We start from the raw sequence: 14579 nt of genomic DNA on the forward strand, positions 1-14579 counted from the left end.
GGGTACTCTCGACCCATGACCCGGGGGAACAGCCCACATCCGCCGCCCGCCCTCCGACGGAGGAGCCCCGCGACGAGCTTCGCCGCGCTCGCGGTCGGGTTCGTCGTGATCGCCTGCTTCGCGGCGGCGGTCGTCGTCTACTTCGTGTCCGTGCTGCCCACCGAGGTGCTCACGATCGGCATCTTCCTGGCCGTCGTCCCGCTCGTCATCGTCCTGTTCGGTATTTGGCTGGTCGACCGATGGGAGCCCGAGCCCCGGGTGGCCCTGATCTTCGCCTTCTTCTGGGGTGCCGGCGTCTCGGTCGGGGCCGCCCTCCTCTTCGACTTTGCCGTCCAGACCGTGCAGAGTGCGCTCGGTGCCTCCGGAGAGAGCGAGACAGCCGACATCGTCGGCGCCGTGGTCCAGGCGCCCGTCGTCGAAGAGACGGCGAAGGGCGTCGGGGTACTTCTCGTGCTCTGGATCTTCCGCCGCACCTTTGACGGCCCGATCGACGGCATCGTCTACGCGGCGACCGTCGCCGCGGGGTTCGCGTTCGTCGAGAACATCCAGTACTTCTCGGTGCAGGTCGTCCACCAGGCGTTCGGCGGCGAGAGCGTGGCGGGCGTCTTTCTCGTGCGGGCGCTGATGGCGCCGTTCGGGCACATCATCTACACCGCGTGCGTCGGCTTCGCGCTCGGGGTGGCCTCGCGGCGCACCGGGCCTCTCGGCGCCCTCGGATATTTCGCGGTGGGGCTCGTGCCGGCGATGTTGCTCCACGCCCTCTGGAACGGCGCACTCGTCGTCGTCGGCGACCGGTTCCTCGCCTATTACGTGTTGGTTCAGGTGCCGATCTTCGTGGCGTGTGTCGTGCTCGTGGTCGTACTCCGCTACCTCGAGCGACGCGTGACGAGGTTGCGTCTCGCCGATTACGCGGGCGCGGGCTGGTTCGACCAGACCGAGGTGGCGATGCTCTCGTCGGGAGCATCACGACGCCGCGCCCAACGCTGGGCCAAATACAACGGGCTCGGGCCGGTCATGGCCGGGTTCATCTCTGATGCCACACGGCTGGCGTCGACGCGCCAGAAGATCGTGTCGATGCGTCACTCGGCGTCGGGAAGGGCGGCCGCTCAGAGCGATGAGCAGGAGTTGCTCGCGGCTATCGCCTCGGCCCGGCCGTACCTGCAGGCGCCGGGTGTCGCAGCCGCGGGCGGTCCGGGCGCGGGCGGGCCAGGAATGGGCCAGTGGGCGAGCCGCCCGTCGGGCATGCCGGCGTGGGCCGAGCCGAACCCGGGTGCCGGGCGCTCGGGCGTCGACCGCGGCTAGGGTCTGTCGGATCCTGCGGGTCACCCGTCTCGTGAGGGTCTGCCGTGTCATGCGCTCGCCGGCCCTGCCGCAGATGAAGCGACGCGTTTCGGCCAATCCGTCGTGGCTCGTCGCGTCACTTTGGCCGATCCGGGTCGCATTGCCCGACCTCGCGCGAATCGGCCGATGTCACACCGCCGCGGCGCGCGACCTCGGCCGATCCCTGTCGCCTCGCCGCACCGGTCCGCGCCCGCCTCCGAATTGGAAGGAGAAACTGCAGCGCCGGCACGCATCCATGCCGATCGGGCGGGGTCGGGGCGACGGATCTCCTTCACATTTGCAAGCAGCCCGACCGTCCTCAGCAGACCGGCCACAGCACACAGCACACAGCACACAGCACACAGCACACCGCGCTACGGCGTCGGGTTCAGCGAGTCGTACCGGCGGAACGACGGCTGCACTCGCGCGAGCAGCCCGATCAGCGCGATGATGAGCGCGCCTCCGAGCAGCGGCGGCCACACCGTTCCGGCCAGCGCCAGGAGCCCGACGAAGAGGTCGCCGAGGCGCGGCCCGCCGGTCACCACGACGATGAAGATGCCCTGCAGGCGTCCTCGCATCGCGTCGGGCGCCGCTGACTGCAAGATGGTCGACCGGAAGATCGCCGAGACGTTGTCGGCCGCTCCCGCTCCGGCGAGGGCGAGCGCCGCAAACGCGATGGCACCGAGGTTCGCCGACCAGAAGTCGTCGGTGAGCCCGCCGGTTCCGTGCTCGCCGCCGAGCTGTGCCACGAGGAGAACGACCCCGAATGCGAGGATGCACGCCCCGTAAGCCGTGATGGCCCAGTTCACCGCGGATCCTTGTCGCCGCACCTGCCCGAGCCGCCCCGAGAAGACGCTGCAGACGAGCGCTCCGACCGCGTACGACGCCGTGAGCACGCCGACAGTCACCGCTCCGCCCCCGATGAGGATGGCGCCCACCACCGGGTAGAGCACTCGCGGTTGACCGAACGTCATGGCGATGATGTCGACGATGAAGGTCATGCGGATGTTGGGGGAGCGGCGCAAGAACCGGATGCCGAACAGGAGCGATTCGAGCCCGGGTCGCTGGGTCGCGCCCTCGGGTCGGATGGCCGGCAGGGCGAGGATCCCGAGGAACGCGGTCGTGAAGAGCACCACGTCGACCGTGTAGGTCAGAGGGAAACCGACAGAGGCGACGAGGATCCCGGCCAGCGCCGGTCCGAGTGTCAGTTGCACGCCGGTGCCGATGCCGTTCAGCGCCGACGCCGCGGGCAGCAGGCGTGCGGGAAGGAGCCGAGGCACGATCGCGGCCCTCGACGTGCCGATCACCGTGGCCGCGACGGCGTCGACCGTGGTGAGCGCGTAGAGCAGGGCGACGTTGTCGAGACCGAGCCAGGCGTGCAGGGCGATGCATCCTGTCGTGACCCAGGCGACGACGGCGGCGATGATGGCGACGATCCGGCGGTCGAAGGCGTCGGCGAGCATGCCGCCGTAGAGGCCGGCGATGATCATCGGCACGAGAGAGATGACGCCCACCAGCGCGACGGCGAAGGTCGACTTGGTGATGTCGTAGATCTCGAGCCCGACGGCGACGAGGGTGAGCTGCGCCCCGATGCCGGAGATGGAGGAGCCGATCCAGAGCCGTGCGAATGCCGGGCTCTCGCGGAGCGGGCTCAGGTCGACGAAGAGGCGCTTGCGGGCGGAGGCCTCGGCCCCGGGGGCGTGATTGGACAAGGCTCTAGTCTGCCCGTTAACGCACCGGTTTGCAGACCGTGCAAGAACCGGCGTAGCCTGCATGCGTTCGCATTGATGACTCGATTCTCGGTGTGAACGGCATCACCGGTTTGTCGATGGGCTGCCCACTCGATTCCTTCGCAGGGAGGACGCGAGCGAGCAGCCCATCGCGCTCCCACGGGGTTCATCACCGGCATGCGACGCCCCACCGGGCTCTCATGCTTGACTGGGGGCATGACTCACGACGCATCTACCAAGCCCGAAATCGACGCTCCCGAGGGCCCGGCTCCCGCGCAGCTCGAGATCACCGACATCACCGTCGGCGACGGAGCCGAGGCCCAGTCCGGCTCGACCGTCAACGTCCACTACGTGGGCGTCGAGTACGACTCCGGCGAAGAGTTCGACTCCTCGTGGGGTCGCGGCGAATCCATCAACTTCCCCCTCGCGGCACTCGTGCGCGGCTGGCAGGAAGGCATCCCGGGGATGAAGGTGGGCGGCCGTCGCAAGCTCGTCCTGCCGCCGCACCTCGCCTACGGCCCCGCCGGCAGCGGCCACCAGCTCAGCGGCAAGACCCTGATCTTCATCATCGACCTCCTGGGCGTGAGCTGATGGCCGAGCCCATCAGCGTCCCCACCACCCCGCTGAACGACGGGACGGCCTTCCCCAAGGTCGGCCTCGGCACGTACAAGCTGAACGGCGCCGAGGGCACCGACGCGGTGAAGTCGGCGCTCGAGACCGGGTACCGGATCCTCGACACCGCTCTCAACTACGAGAACGAAGACGCCGTGGGTCGCGCCGTGCGCGAGACCGACGTGCCGCGAGACGAGATCATCGTCACGTCAAAGCTGCCGGGGCGCCACCACGGCTACGAGGAGACGCTCGCGAGCTTCGAGGAGACGCGCACGAATCTCGGGCTCGACCATGTCGACCTGTATCTGATCCACTGGCCGCTGCCGCGCATCGACAAGTACGTCGAGTCGTTCCGGGCCTTCAAGAAGCTGCAGGACGACGGGCTCATCACCTCGATCGGAGTCTCGAACTTCACCGAGGCCCACCTGCGCCGGGTCATCGACGAGGTCGGCGTGGTTCCCGCGGTCAACCAGGTCGAGTTGCACCCGTACTTCCCGCAGGCGGCCCTTCGCGCAGTCCACACCGAGCTCGGCATCGTGACCGAGAGCTGGAGCCCCATCGGCAAGCAGTCCGAACTGCTGACCGAGCAGGTCATCGTCGACATCGCGGCCGCCCACGGCGTCACCCCGACCCAGGTCGTGGTGCGCTGGCACGTGCAGCTCGGCGCCGTGCCGCTGCCGAAGTCGGCCGACACCGGGCGTCAGCGCGAGAACCTCGACGTCTTCGGCTTCGAGCTAAGTGACGACGAGGTGGTGCGCATCTCCGGCCTCGAGCGCGGACGCCTCTGGGACGGCGACCCCGAGACGCACGAGGAGTTCTAGCTCCCTCTGCGACTCTGGCCCGCACGACCGGTGCGAACATCCCTTCCAGGGGAGCGTTCACACCGGTCGTGCGGGTCTTCGCTGTTAGACCGGGTGTCCGGAGGGCCCGGTCACGGGTGGGTAGAATTGAGGCCGACTTTTCCCGAGGAGTGCACGCCTGTTGCCATCTGAACTCGACCGCGAACGCGACTACGTGTCGACGCTCTACGAACGCCTCGACCTGCTCAAAGCGGAAGCCCGAGAACGGCTGGTCGCCACCCGCCGCGACATGGTCGGTGGCAATCATCAGAGCCGAAGCGAGCGCGACGCGTATGCGCGGCTCTACGAAGACACCCTCGCCCAGCTGAGCGAGGTCGACGACCGGCTCGCGTTCGGGCGCCTCGAGCTCGAGCAGCCCGACGAGACGACGAGCCCCTTGCGTGCGGGCGACCGCACTGACAGCGCTGACAGCACCGTCACTCCTGGCAGCACTGACAGCACTGACGGCAGCGGCGGCGGCGGCAGCACCGGCGCCTACCGCTACATCGGCCGGGTCGGGCTCCGCGACACCGAGCATCACCCGATCCTCCTCGACTGGCGTGTTCCGGGTGCGAGCGCCTTCTACCAGGCGACCGCCGCGACCCCGATGGGAGCCCGCGCTCGCCGGCATCTGACGCTCGAGGGGCGCACGGTCACCCGTATCGAAGACGAGGTCTTCGATCCGACCCTGCTCGACCGCGGCGACGCGCAGCTGCAGGGCGAGGGTGCGCTGATGGCCGCTCTGACGGCGCAGCGCACCGGTCGCATGACCGACATCGTCGCGACGATCCAGGGCGAACAGGATCGCATCATCCGCTCCGGCCTCGACGGGGTCCTCGTGGTCCAGGGTGGGCCGGGCACCGGTAAGACGGCTGTCGCCCTGCACCGGGCCGCGTTCCTGCTCTACTCCCACCGCGAGCGCCTCCGCGGTTCCGGGGTGCTCGTCGTCGGCCCGAGCCGGTCGTTCCTCCGCTACATCGAACAGGTGCTGCCGTCACTCGGCGAGTCCGGCGTCGTGCTGTCGAGCCTCGGCGGCCTCTATCCCGGCGTCGAGGCGACGGTCGATGACGCACCCGACGTCGCCGCAGCCAAGGGGTCGGCTCGCATGGCCGACCTGCTGAAGCGCGCCGTCCGCTCGCGGCAGATCGTTCCGACCGAGCCCGCCGTGGTCGACATCGACGGCGAGCGGATGACGGTTCAGCCGCAGCTCGTCGCCGAGGCCATGCGTCGTGCTCAGGAGCGCGGCAAGCCGCACAACGAGGGTCGCGTCACGTTCAACAAGCACGCGCTCGCCGCCCTGTCGAAGCAGCTCGTCGCCCAGCTCAAGGCCCGCGGCACCACGATCGACGACTCCGACGAACTCGTGCTCCGCGACGACATCCGCCAGTCGTACGACGTGCGCGTGCTCCTCAACACGGCCTGGTTGCCGCTGACGCCGCAGAAGCTCCTCGACGACCTCTACGCCCGGCCCAACTGGCTCGCCTCGCTGACCCCCCAGTGGACCCCCGAGCAGCGGGCGCTCCTCCGGCGACCCCGCGGCGAGGCGCTGACGATCAGCGACGTTCCGCTGCTCGACGAGGCCGCCGAGCTGCTCGGCGAATTCGACGCGGTGGTCGACGCCGAGAAGCGCGCCCGCAAGCAGCAGCAGAAGCGCGACATCGAGAACGCCGAGCGCGCCATCGAGAACATGCAGGTCGAGGGAATGGTCACCGCGTCCGACATCGCGGGCAACTTCGCCGAGCGGGCCGCCTCCATGACGACCGCCGAGCGGGCAGGCGGCGACCGCACCTGGGCCTTCGGTCACGTCGTGGTCGACGAGGCACAAGAGCTGTCGCCCATGCAGTGGCGCCTCCTCGCCCGTCGTTGCCCGCTGCGGTCATTCACCGTCGTGGGCGACATCGCCCAGGCGTCGTCGCCGGCATCGGCCGACTCGTGGGAGCGCGCCCTTCAGAGTCTCCTCGGCCGCCGCCGCCGCGAGGGCGCCTGGCGTCTCGAAGAGCTCACCGTCAACTACCGCACCCCGAGCCAGATCGTCGAGTACGCCGAGGGCGTCGCCCGGGCGAGCGGACTGGCGATCACCCCGAGCCGGTCGGTGCGCGCCAGCGAGTGGCCGGTCCGAGAGACAAATTCGCAGGATCCTGCGGCAGCCACGCTCGAGGCCGTCGTCGTCGACCGCGACATCGACGACTCCGGCACCCTCGCCGTGATCGCCCCGCCCGAGCTCGTCACGACTCTCGTCGCGACGCTCGACGCCCGGTTCCCGGGTCAGGTCGCTCCCGGCACCGCCTCGCTCACCCGGCCCATCAGTGTGCTGAGCCCGGCGACGTCGAAGGGTCTCGAGTTCGATTCGGTCGTCGTGGTCTCGCCGTCTCGGATCCTTGCGCTGTCGTCGCGGGGCAATGCCTCGCTCTACGTGGCGATGACTCGGCCGACGCAGCGGCTGACCGTGGTCGACGTCCCCTAGAGAAGACGGCTCGGGGGCTACTTCGTCACGGTGCGGTTCTTCACCAGGGCGAGGGCGTAATCCTCCCACCAGCTGCCGGCGGTCGGCCCGCCGTTGCAGGTGCCGTCGCTGGCGCCCGGCGTCTTGACCCACAGCAGGGCATCCACCTTCGTGGCACCGGATCCGACGCGCGGGTTGACGCCGAGGCCCGCGCCCGTGGCGTTGCACCAGGTGCCCTTCCAGCCGGTTCCGTTTCGCGACACGTCGATGACGAAGTGCGATCCGTCGGTGAGTTTCGACACTTTTGTGCCGTAGGCGCGTTCGTCGGCGGTGGGGTAGTAGTTCGAGACGTTGGTTGCGAAACCTCGGGCCTTGGCGATGCCGGCGGCTCGGAGGCGGGAAGCCATGACGGCCGGGTCGACCCAGTGCGAGTTGCCCCCGTCGAGGTAGGTGGTGACGCCGGCATCGGCGAGCGTCGACACCGCCGCCTTGATCAGCGGCACGCGGGTCTTCTCGACCGAGGGGCAGTTGCTGATCATCGCCAGGGCGTCCGGCTCGACGATCACGGCGGCGCGGTGCCCTTTCAGGGCTGCCGCGATGACCCTGTTCCAGGGCCCGTACTGCGCCGCGGTGAGCCCACCCGCCGAGTAGTCGCCGCAGTCGCGGTCGGGAATCGCATAGGTCGCGAAGGTCGCCGTGCGGTGTTGCGCCTCCGCAGTGGAGAGGGACTTCGCGATGACCGACTTGAGCTGGGCCGTGGTGTACCAGTCGCCGAGCCAGACCGCGACGGGCTGCGACGAGATCTGCGCGATGGCTCTCGCATCGGCGGTGCGCTTCGCCTTCTTCAGGTCGGCGACGACGGAGGCCGCCTTCGTGTCGGGCTGCGTCGCGAGACCGCCCGGAAAGAGCGTCTTCGGTTTCGCCTTCTGCACCTGCGCCACGGTCAGCACCTTCGCCGGCGCGGCGTGCACGTCCATCCCCTGCAATAGGCCGACTCCGACGACGGCCGCGGCGCCCGTCATCGCGACGACGCGCACGATCCATCGAAGACGCTGGTCTGACATCGCGATGAGACACCCCTGAAATCGGCCCCGCGAGCACCCCGTGCACTCGGCGTCGGCCGTCGTCCAAGTCCATCAGTCGGGCACACAAACAACGAGCGCCCGTTCGGGGGAGGGAGTCACCCCAGTCCGGGGCACAGGGGCGAGGCGAAGGATCCGCAGTCGGTTCTCTAGGCTGGAGGGTATGTCTGCTTCCAGCGCCTCCGAGCTCATCGATCGCCTCACGGCGGTCATCCCCGACTTTCCCAAGCCCGGAATCCTGTTCCGCGACATCACCCCCGTGTTCGCCGATGCGGAGGCGTTCGGCGTCGTGTGCGCCGCCCTCGCCGAGCCCTTCGAAGGGGGCTTCACCGCGGTCGCCGGAATTGAGGCGAGGGGCTTCGCGCTCGCCGGAGGCATCGCCGCGCAGACCGGCACCGGCGTGCTCACGGTGCGGAAGGCCGGCAAGCTCCCCGGCGAGGTGCTCAGCGAGACGTATGCGCTCGAATACGGCGAGGCGTCGATCGAGTTGCGCCCCGGCCAGTTGCCCGCGGGCTCGAGGGTACTCGTCGTCGACGACGTGCTGGCGACGGGCGGAACGGCCGAGGCCTCGATGACTTTGCTCGAACGCGCCGGCTACGAGGTCGTCGGCATCGCCGTGCTGCTGGAGCTCGACGGGCTCGATGGTCGCGGTCGCCTCGACTCCCGGGTGCCCGTGCACGCGCTCGCCTCTGCCCCGGCCTGACCCCGGAGGGCCGCCCGTTCGGCGGCTCAGACGGTCAGCAGCCCCTGTGGCACGAGCATCCACACGTCGGCAACTGCGGCAACGAGAGCCACCAGGACGAACACGAACACCCAGAACAGCCCGGGCAGGTGGGTGAGCCTGGCGAGCTGATCGGCGTCGGACTTCTGCGTGCGGCTGCGGGTGCGGCTGGCCTGGAGCTCAATGCTGGCGCGAAGTGCACCGAGTGCGAGCACGACGGCGAGCACGTGCCCGAAGACGAGTTGCCACTCGGGGGTGGCGAACCACGTCACGGCGAACACGATGGCTGCGCCGACGAGGATCACCCTGAGCCCGAACCAGTTGCGGATCTGGATCAGCATCAGAGCCAGCACGAGCAGGAGTGCCCAGAGGAGCCCCGCCGAATACCCTCGGCTCAGCATCCAGGAGGCGCCGAGCGCGGCGAGGGCGGGTGCCGTGTAGCCGGCGAGCAGGGTGATCACCATTCCCGGCCCGGTGCGCGGGCCCTTCGACACGGTCAGGCCGGAGGTGTCGGAGTGCAGTCGGATGCCGGTCAGGCGGCGCCCAGTGACGACGGCCGCGAGACCGTGCCCGCCCTCGTGCACAACCGTCACGGCGTGCCGGACCGTGTGCCAGGTGCCCGGAAGGATGACGAGGAGTGCCCCGACCACGAGAGCCCCGGCGAGCATCGCGAACTCGAGGGGCGGAGAAGTCTGGGTTGCCCGTGACCAGAGCGAGGCGAGGATGTCCACGCCGCAAGCCTAGAGAGAGCCGCTGACAGTCCCGGTCGCCCGCTGGCGGCCCTCCTCTCACCCGGAAGGATGACCGGCCGTCGTCCTCCAGACCCGAATACCGATCCCATCAGCAGATAGACCGGGTGCACACAGGCTCACCCGGTGCCCGTGCCGCACACTGTTCGGATGCGCTTTCGTCCCTGGCTCCTCGTCGTGACCGTCCTGTACCTGATGGCCGTTGCGTGGATGACCCTGCGCCCCTCCGTCTACGGGCACACGACGGGGGAGTACCTCTACCGCGCTCTCGGCTTCTTCGAACGCCACGACGCCACCAATTGGCTCACCTTCTCCGTCGTCGAATCGATCGCGAACGCCCTGATGTTCGTGCCGCTCGGCTTCTTCCTGGCCCTGTTCTTTCCGAAGCGGCTCTTCTTCGTGGCAGTGGGGCTCTGCGTGCTCCTCTCCGCGGGCATCGAGGCCTACCAGGGCTCGTTCCTCTCTTCCCGCGTGAGCGACGCCGCCGACATCCAGCACAACGGCATCGGCGGCTTCATCGGAGCGATGATCGCCCTTGTGCTGCGGCTGATGTTCCTGCCGTTCGCGTCGGCGGGCCGCAAGCCCGTTTCGACGCCGGCTCGTCGGGAGCCCGCCAGGCTGGTACGCTAGGCAGGTTGCCGTCCAACGGCCGCGGAGAAAGAGAGCTCGCGCATCCGGCGCCGAGCACCGCGCAACGACTGAAAGGGGATCCAGCTATGGCACTTGCACCCGAAGTGAAGACTGCGATCATCGAAGAATACGCGACCCACCCCGGCGACACGGGATCCCCTGAGGTTCAGGTGGCTGTGATGACTCAGCGCATCAAAGACCTCACCGAGCACCTTAAAGAGCACAAGCACGACCACCACTCGCGTCGTGGCCTGCTTCTGCTCGTGGGCCAGCGTCGTCGCCTCCTGGGCTACCTCAGCGATGTCGACATCACGCGGTACCGCGCTCTCATCGAGCGTCTCGGACTGCGTCGATAACGACCATTCTCGATAACTGAAGCAAAGCCGTTCGCGGCTTACACTCTTCACTCGAACAGCCCGCCTTCTTCGGAAGGCGGGCTGTTCTCGTTGTGGTCGGCAGACCCGGATCCTCTAGTCTCTCCGGTGTGCTGGGCGTCGACTGTCGTGGCAGATCAGTACCAGTTGTGGGCGACCTCGTGCGACCAGGCGCCGCAGGGGGAGCCGTAGGCCGCGGCGATGTAGCCGAGGCCCCAGTTGATCTGCGTGCGGTAGTTGGTCTGCCAGTCGAGTCCGGCTGTCGCGAGCTTCGTCGCCGGGAGCGCCTGCGGAATGCCGTACGCCTGGCTCGACGGGTTGAGGGCGCTGGTGCGCCAGCCCGACTCCTGGTTCCAGAGCAGCACGAGGCACGACATCTGCGACGAGTCCCAGCCGTGCGAGGGGAGGGCGCCGCGGGCGTAGGCCTGGGCTCCGGCGGGATCGTCGACGACGCCCGACCCGAGCGAGCCTCCCGCGGATCCTGAACCGCCCGACGAAGCGGAACCACCCGACGACCCGGATCCCGAGGATCCGCCCGACCCGCTCGATCCTGACGAACCCGACGAGACCGGCGCCGCTGCAACCGGCGCCGCAGCCTTCCTCGCTGCCTCGGCCTGCTGGGCGGCCAGCGCGTCGGCGGCCGCGGCTGCCCGCTTCTGCTGCGCGGCGTAGGCGGCTTTGGCGGCCTCGCCCTGGCGGTACTTCTTCTCGAGGGTGGCCGACGTGCTGTTCAGTGCGGCGAGCTGCGAGTAGAGGGTCGACTGCGTGCGGGTGGCGGTCGCCACCTCGTCGTCGGCTGATTGCTGGGCCGACTGCGCGGTCGAGAGGGTCGTCTTCGCGGTGGCGGCAAGGCGGTCGCGCTCATCCGCGGCGACCTTCGCCTGGTCGCTCAGCGACGAGACCGAACGACTCGCGACGGTGGCCTGGTCGAGCACGGTCTGCCACTGCGTCGTCAACTGCGAGAGGGCGCCGAGCTTGTACAGCGTCTTGTCGGCGTTCTCGCCGGTGAGAAGCTGACCCTCCATCGACGAGCCGCCGATACGGAACAGGTGCGCCGCGAGCTGACCGGCCTCCTGGTGGGCTTCGGCCGCTTTGGTCTTCTGCTTCGCCACCTCGGCGTCGAGGGCATCGGCCTGGCTGCTCGCGGCCTGGTACTTCTGCTGGGCCTCGGAGTTGGCGGCGTCGGCTTGCAGCGCCGCCTGGCTCTTCGTGGCAGCGGCCTGCTCGAGGTCGTCGAGGGCCGACGTGATCTTCGCGACCTGCTTTTTCGTGGCGCTGGCATTGCCCTTGGCCGCTTCGACCTGGCTCCACGAGGGGTACGCCGACGCCGGCAGAGGAGAGACGAGGATCCCGCAGGTCACGGTGACCACGGCCACCGCGCTCACGACGGTCAGCGAACGACGGCGCAGCGTGCGCGGGCGCACTCGGGCGAATGGCATGGTCCCGACCATAACGCCGATAACACGAGTAACACCAGTCACATGAGCCACATTCGGCGCGTGCCAGGAGGAAAAATATCGCCTGGTGCTACTCTCGACCACATAGGACCAGGCTGGCAGCAGCTGGTCACCGGTGGTGATCTTCGGGCCTCGACGTTGTTTTCGAGTCGGGCCCGAGCGTTTCTACTGTTGACCAGGCATACGCCACCGCAGGCGCCACTCTCGGCGCTCCGGGTTCGTGTGCGCACCTCTCGTGCCTCGAAGCCTCCTGCTCCTACTGAGTGACATCGCCTCCCACACGGGGAGACGATTCAAAACAAAGAGGAGAAAACCCCCATATGGAGGGTCCAGAAATCAAGTTCGCCGAAGCCGTCATCGACAACGGCAAGTTCGGCACCCGCACGGTCCGGTTCGAAACCGGCCGTCTCGCGCAGCAGGCTCAGGGAGCCGTCGCCGCGTACCTCGACGAAGACACCATGCTTCTGTCTGCCACCAGCGCCTCGAAGAACCCGAAAGACAACTTCGACTTCTTCCCGCTGACCGTCGACGTCGAAGAGCGCTCGTACGCCGCGGGCAAGATCCCCGGCTCGTTCTTCCGTCGTGAGGGTCGCCCCTCCACCGAGGCGATCCTGGTCTGCCGTCTGATCGACCGGCCGCTGCGTCCGTCGTTCGTCGACGGTCTCCGCAACGAGGTCCAGATCGTGATCACCGTCCTGAGCATCGCTCCCGACGAGTTCTACGACGCTCTGGCCATCAACGCCGCCAGCGCCTCGACCCAGATCTCCGGTCTGCCCTTCTCTGGCCCCGTCGCCGGTGTGCGCCTCGCGCTCATCAAGGGCCAGTGGGTCGCGTTCCCGAAGGCGTCGCAGCTCGAAGACGCCGTCTTCGACCTCACCGTCGCCGGCCGTGTCGTCACCGATGCCGCGGGCAACGAAGACGTGGCGATCATGATGGTCGAAGCCGAGGCCACCGAGCACGCCTGGGGCCTCATCCAGGGCGGCGACGTGAAGCCCGACGAGGCCGTCGTCGCACAGGGTCTCGAGGCGGCGAAGCCGTTCCTCAAGGTCCTCGTCGAGGCTCAGTCGAAGCTCGCCGCGCAGAGCGCGAAAGAGATCGCCGACTACCCCGTCTTCCCGCCGTACACCGACGAGGTCTACTCGGCCGTCGCCGCTGTCGCCGAAGACGAGCTGAAGGCCGTCTACAAGATCGCGGCCAAGGTCGAGCGTCAGAACGCCGACGACGAGCTCAAGGGCCGCGTCAAGGCGGCTGTCGCCGCCAAGGTCGAGGCCGGCGAACTGCCCGCCACGGCCAACGGCCAGGTCTCAGGTGCGTACAAGTCGGTCACCAAGAAGGTCGTCCGCACGCGCATCCTCACCGAGCAGATCCGCATGGACGGTCGTGGCCTCGCCGACATCCGTCCGCTCGACGCCGAGGTGCAGGTCATTCCTCGCGTCCACGGTTCCGCCATCTTCCAGCGCGGCGAGACCCAGATCCTGGGCGTCACGACGCTGAACATGCTCAAGATGGAGCAGCAGATCGACTCGCTGAGCCCGATCACGAAGAAGCGCTACCTGCACCACTACAACTTCCCGCCCTACTCGACCGGTGAGACCGGCCGTGTCGGTTCGCCGAAGCGTCGCGAGATCGGCCACGGCTTCCTCGCCGAGCGCGCCCTCGTCCCCGTCCTGCCGAGCCGCGAAGAGTTCCCCTACGCGATCCGTCAGGTCTCCGAGGCGCTCTCCTCGAACGGCTCCACCTCGATGGGCTCCGTCTGCGCCTCGACGCTGTCGCTGCTCAACGCCGGTGTGCCGCTCAAGGCTCCGGTTGCCGGTATCGCCATGGGTCTTGTCTCCGACGAGGTCGACGGCCAGACCCGTTACGCGGCTCTCACCGACATCCTCGGCGCCGAAGACGCCCTCGGCGACATGGACTTCAAGGTCGCCGGTACCTCCGAGTTCGTCACCGCGATTCAGCTCGACACGAAGCTCGACGGCATCCCCTCGGCTGTGCTCGACGCCGCTCTCAAGCAGGCGAAGGAGGCCCGCACGGCCATCCTGAACGTGCTGAACAGCGCAATCGACACCCCCGACGAGATGGCTCCGACCGCTCCTCGTGTCATCAGCGTGCAGATCCCGCAAGACAAGATCGGCGAGCTGATCGGCCCGAAGGGCAAGACGATCAACGCCATCCAGGACGAGACCGGCGCCGACATCTCCATCGAAGAAGACGGCACCGTGTACATCGGCGCTGTCGACGGTCCGTCCGCCGAGGCCGCGCGCGCGCAGGTCAACGCGATCGCGAACCCGACCAACCCCGAGATCGGCGAGCAGTTCCTCGGCACGGTCGTCAAGATCGCGACCTTCGGTGCGTTCGTGTCGCTTCTCCCCGGCAAAGACGGCCTGCTGCACATCAGCGAGGTTCGTAAGCTCGCCGGTGGCAAGCGCGTCGAGAACGTCGAAGACGTGCTCGGAGTCGGCCAGAAGATCCTTGTCGAGATCACCAAGATCGACGACCGTGGCAAGCTCTCGCTCGCCCCGGTCGTGGCCGACGAGGCCGACACCGACGGTTCCGGCGCGACCGAGGAGTCGACTGACGCCTCCGTCGAGGTCTGACCCTCGAGCTGACTGATCGACGAACGTC

The 14579-nt window shown here is 68.4% G+C and carries 12 protein-coding genes; 8 read left to right on the forward strand and 4 right to left on the reverse strand.

What is annotated here, in order from left to right; genetic code table 11:
• Positions 1–15 precede the first annotated feature (15 nt).
• Positions 16–1302 carry a PrsW family intramembrane metalloprotease gene (locus ITJ49_RS11585; protein ID WP_194605400.1) on the forward strand — a complete coding sequence of 429 codons (1287 nt, stop codon included), beginning with the start codon at positions 16–18 and terminating at the stop codon, positions 1300–1302.
• 392 nt (positions 1303–1694) lie between these two features.
• Here ITJ49_RS11585 and ITJ49_RS11590 read toward each other — a convergent pair whose 3' ends face one another.
• Positions 1695–3032 carry an MFS transporter gene (locus ITJ49_RS11590; protein WP_228514385.1) on the reverse strand — a complete coding sequence of 446 codons (1338 nt, stop codon included), beginning with the start codon at positions 3030–3032 and terminating at the stop codon, positions 1695–1697.
• Between the two features lie 234 nt (positions 3033–3266).
• On the opposite strand from ITJ49_RS11590, the gene ITJ49_RS11595 reads away from it, so the two are divergent.
• From ITJ49_RS11595 to ITJ49_RS11605, 3 genes are all read left to right on the forward strand, one after another.
• The gene (locus ITJ49_RS11595) at positions 3267–3641 is read left to right on the forward strand and encodes an FKBP-type peptidyl-prolyl cis-trans isomerase (RefSeq protein WP_055962579.1); all 375 of its coding nucleotides are present in this window, start codon (positions 3267–3269) and stop codon (positions 3639–3641) included.
• Positions 3641–4483 (forward strand): aldo/keto reductase, encoded by an 843-nt coding sequence (locus ITJ49_RS11600; RefSeq protein WP_194605406.1) that lies wholly within the window; start codon positions 3641–3643, stop codon positions 4481–4483. Before ITJ49_RS11595 ends, ITJ49_RS11600 begins: the two co-directional genes overlap by 1 nt.
• A 160-nt stretch (positions 4484–4643) precedes the next feature.
• Positions 4644–6965: a UvrD-helicase domain-containing protein gene (locus tag ITJ49_RS11605; RefSeq protein ID WP_370544486.1), complete on the forward strand. Its 2322-nt coding sequence runs from the start codon at positions 4644–4646 to the stop codon at positions 6963–6965.
• Positions 6966–6982: 17 nt separating this feature from the next.
• On the opposite strand, the gene ITJ49_RS11610 is transcribed toward ITJ49_RS11605, so the two are convergent.
• Positions 6983–8008 carry a glycoside hydrolase family 6 protein gene (locus ITJ49_RS11610; RefSeq protein ID WP_194605409.1) on the reverse strand — a complete coding sequence of 342 codons (1026 nt, stop codon included), beginning with the start codon at positions 8006–8008 and terminating at the stop codon, positions 6983–6985.
• Between the two features lie 181 nt (positions 8009–8189).
• Between ITJ49_RS11610 and ITJ49_RS11615 the strand changes: the two genes are divergently transcribed.
• Positions 8190–8729 carry an adenine phosphoribosyltransferase gene (locus tag ITJ49_RS11615; RefSeq protein ID WP_055962568.1) on the forward strand — a complete coding sequence of 180 codons (540 nt, stop codon included), beginning with the start codon at positions 8190–8192 and terminating at the stop codon, positions 8727–8729.
• A 26-nt stretch (positions 8730–8755) separates the two neighbouring features.
• On the opposite strand, the gene ITJ49_RS11620 is transcribed toward ITJ49_RS11615, so the two are convergent.
• On the reverse strand, positions 8756–9478 hold the full coding sequence (locus ITJ49_RS11620) for a M50 family metallopeptidase (protein WP_370544487.1): 723 nt from the start codon (positions 9476–9478) through the stop codon (positions 8756–8758).
• A gap of 168 nt (positions 9479–9646) precedes the next feature.
• On the opposite strand from ITJ49_RS11620, the gene ITJ49_RS11625 reads away from it, so the two are divergent.
• Positions 9647–10126 carry a VanZ family protein gene (locus ITJ49_RS11625; protein WP_194605412.1) on the forward strand — a complete coding sequence of 160 codons (480 nt, stop codon included), beginning with the start codon at positions 9647–9649 and terminating at the stop codon, positions 10124–10126.
• An 86-nt stretch (positions 10127–10212) separates the two neighbouring features.
• Positions 10213–10482, forward strand: a complete 270-nt coding sequence (gene rpsO / locus ITJ49_RS11630; protein ID WP_055962559.1) for a 30S ribosomal protein S15 — start codon at positions 10213–10215, stop codon at positions 10480–10482.
• A gap of 155 nt (positions 10483–10637) precedes the next feature.
• Here rpsO and ITJ49_RS11635 read toward each other — a convergent pair whose 3' ends face one another.
• On the reverse strand, positions 10638–11939 hold the full coding sequence (locus ITJ49_RS11635) for a lytic transglycosylase domain-containing protein (protein ID WP_194605415.1): 1302 nt from the start codon (positions 11937–11939) through the stop codon (positions 10638–10640).
• A gap of 338 nt (positions 11940–12277) precedes the next feature.
• Between ITJ49_RS11635 and ITJ49_RS11640 the strand changes: the two genes are divergently transcribed.
• Positions 12278–14551 carry a polyribonucleotide nucleotidyltransferase gene (locus tag ITJ49_RS11640; protein ID WP_194605418.1) on the forward strand — a complete coding sequence of 758 codons (2274 nt, stop codon included), beginning with the start codon at positions 12278–12280 and terminating at the stop codon, positions 14549–14551.
• The last annotated feature ends 28 nt before the right edge of the window (positions 14552–14579 follow it).

The sequence above is a fragment of the Frondihabitans sp. VKM Ac-2883 genome (assembly GCF_015350875.1).
Lineage (GTDB): Bacteria > Actinomycetota > Actinomycetes > Actinomycetales > Microbacteriaceae > Frondihabitans.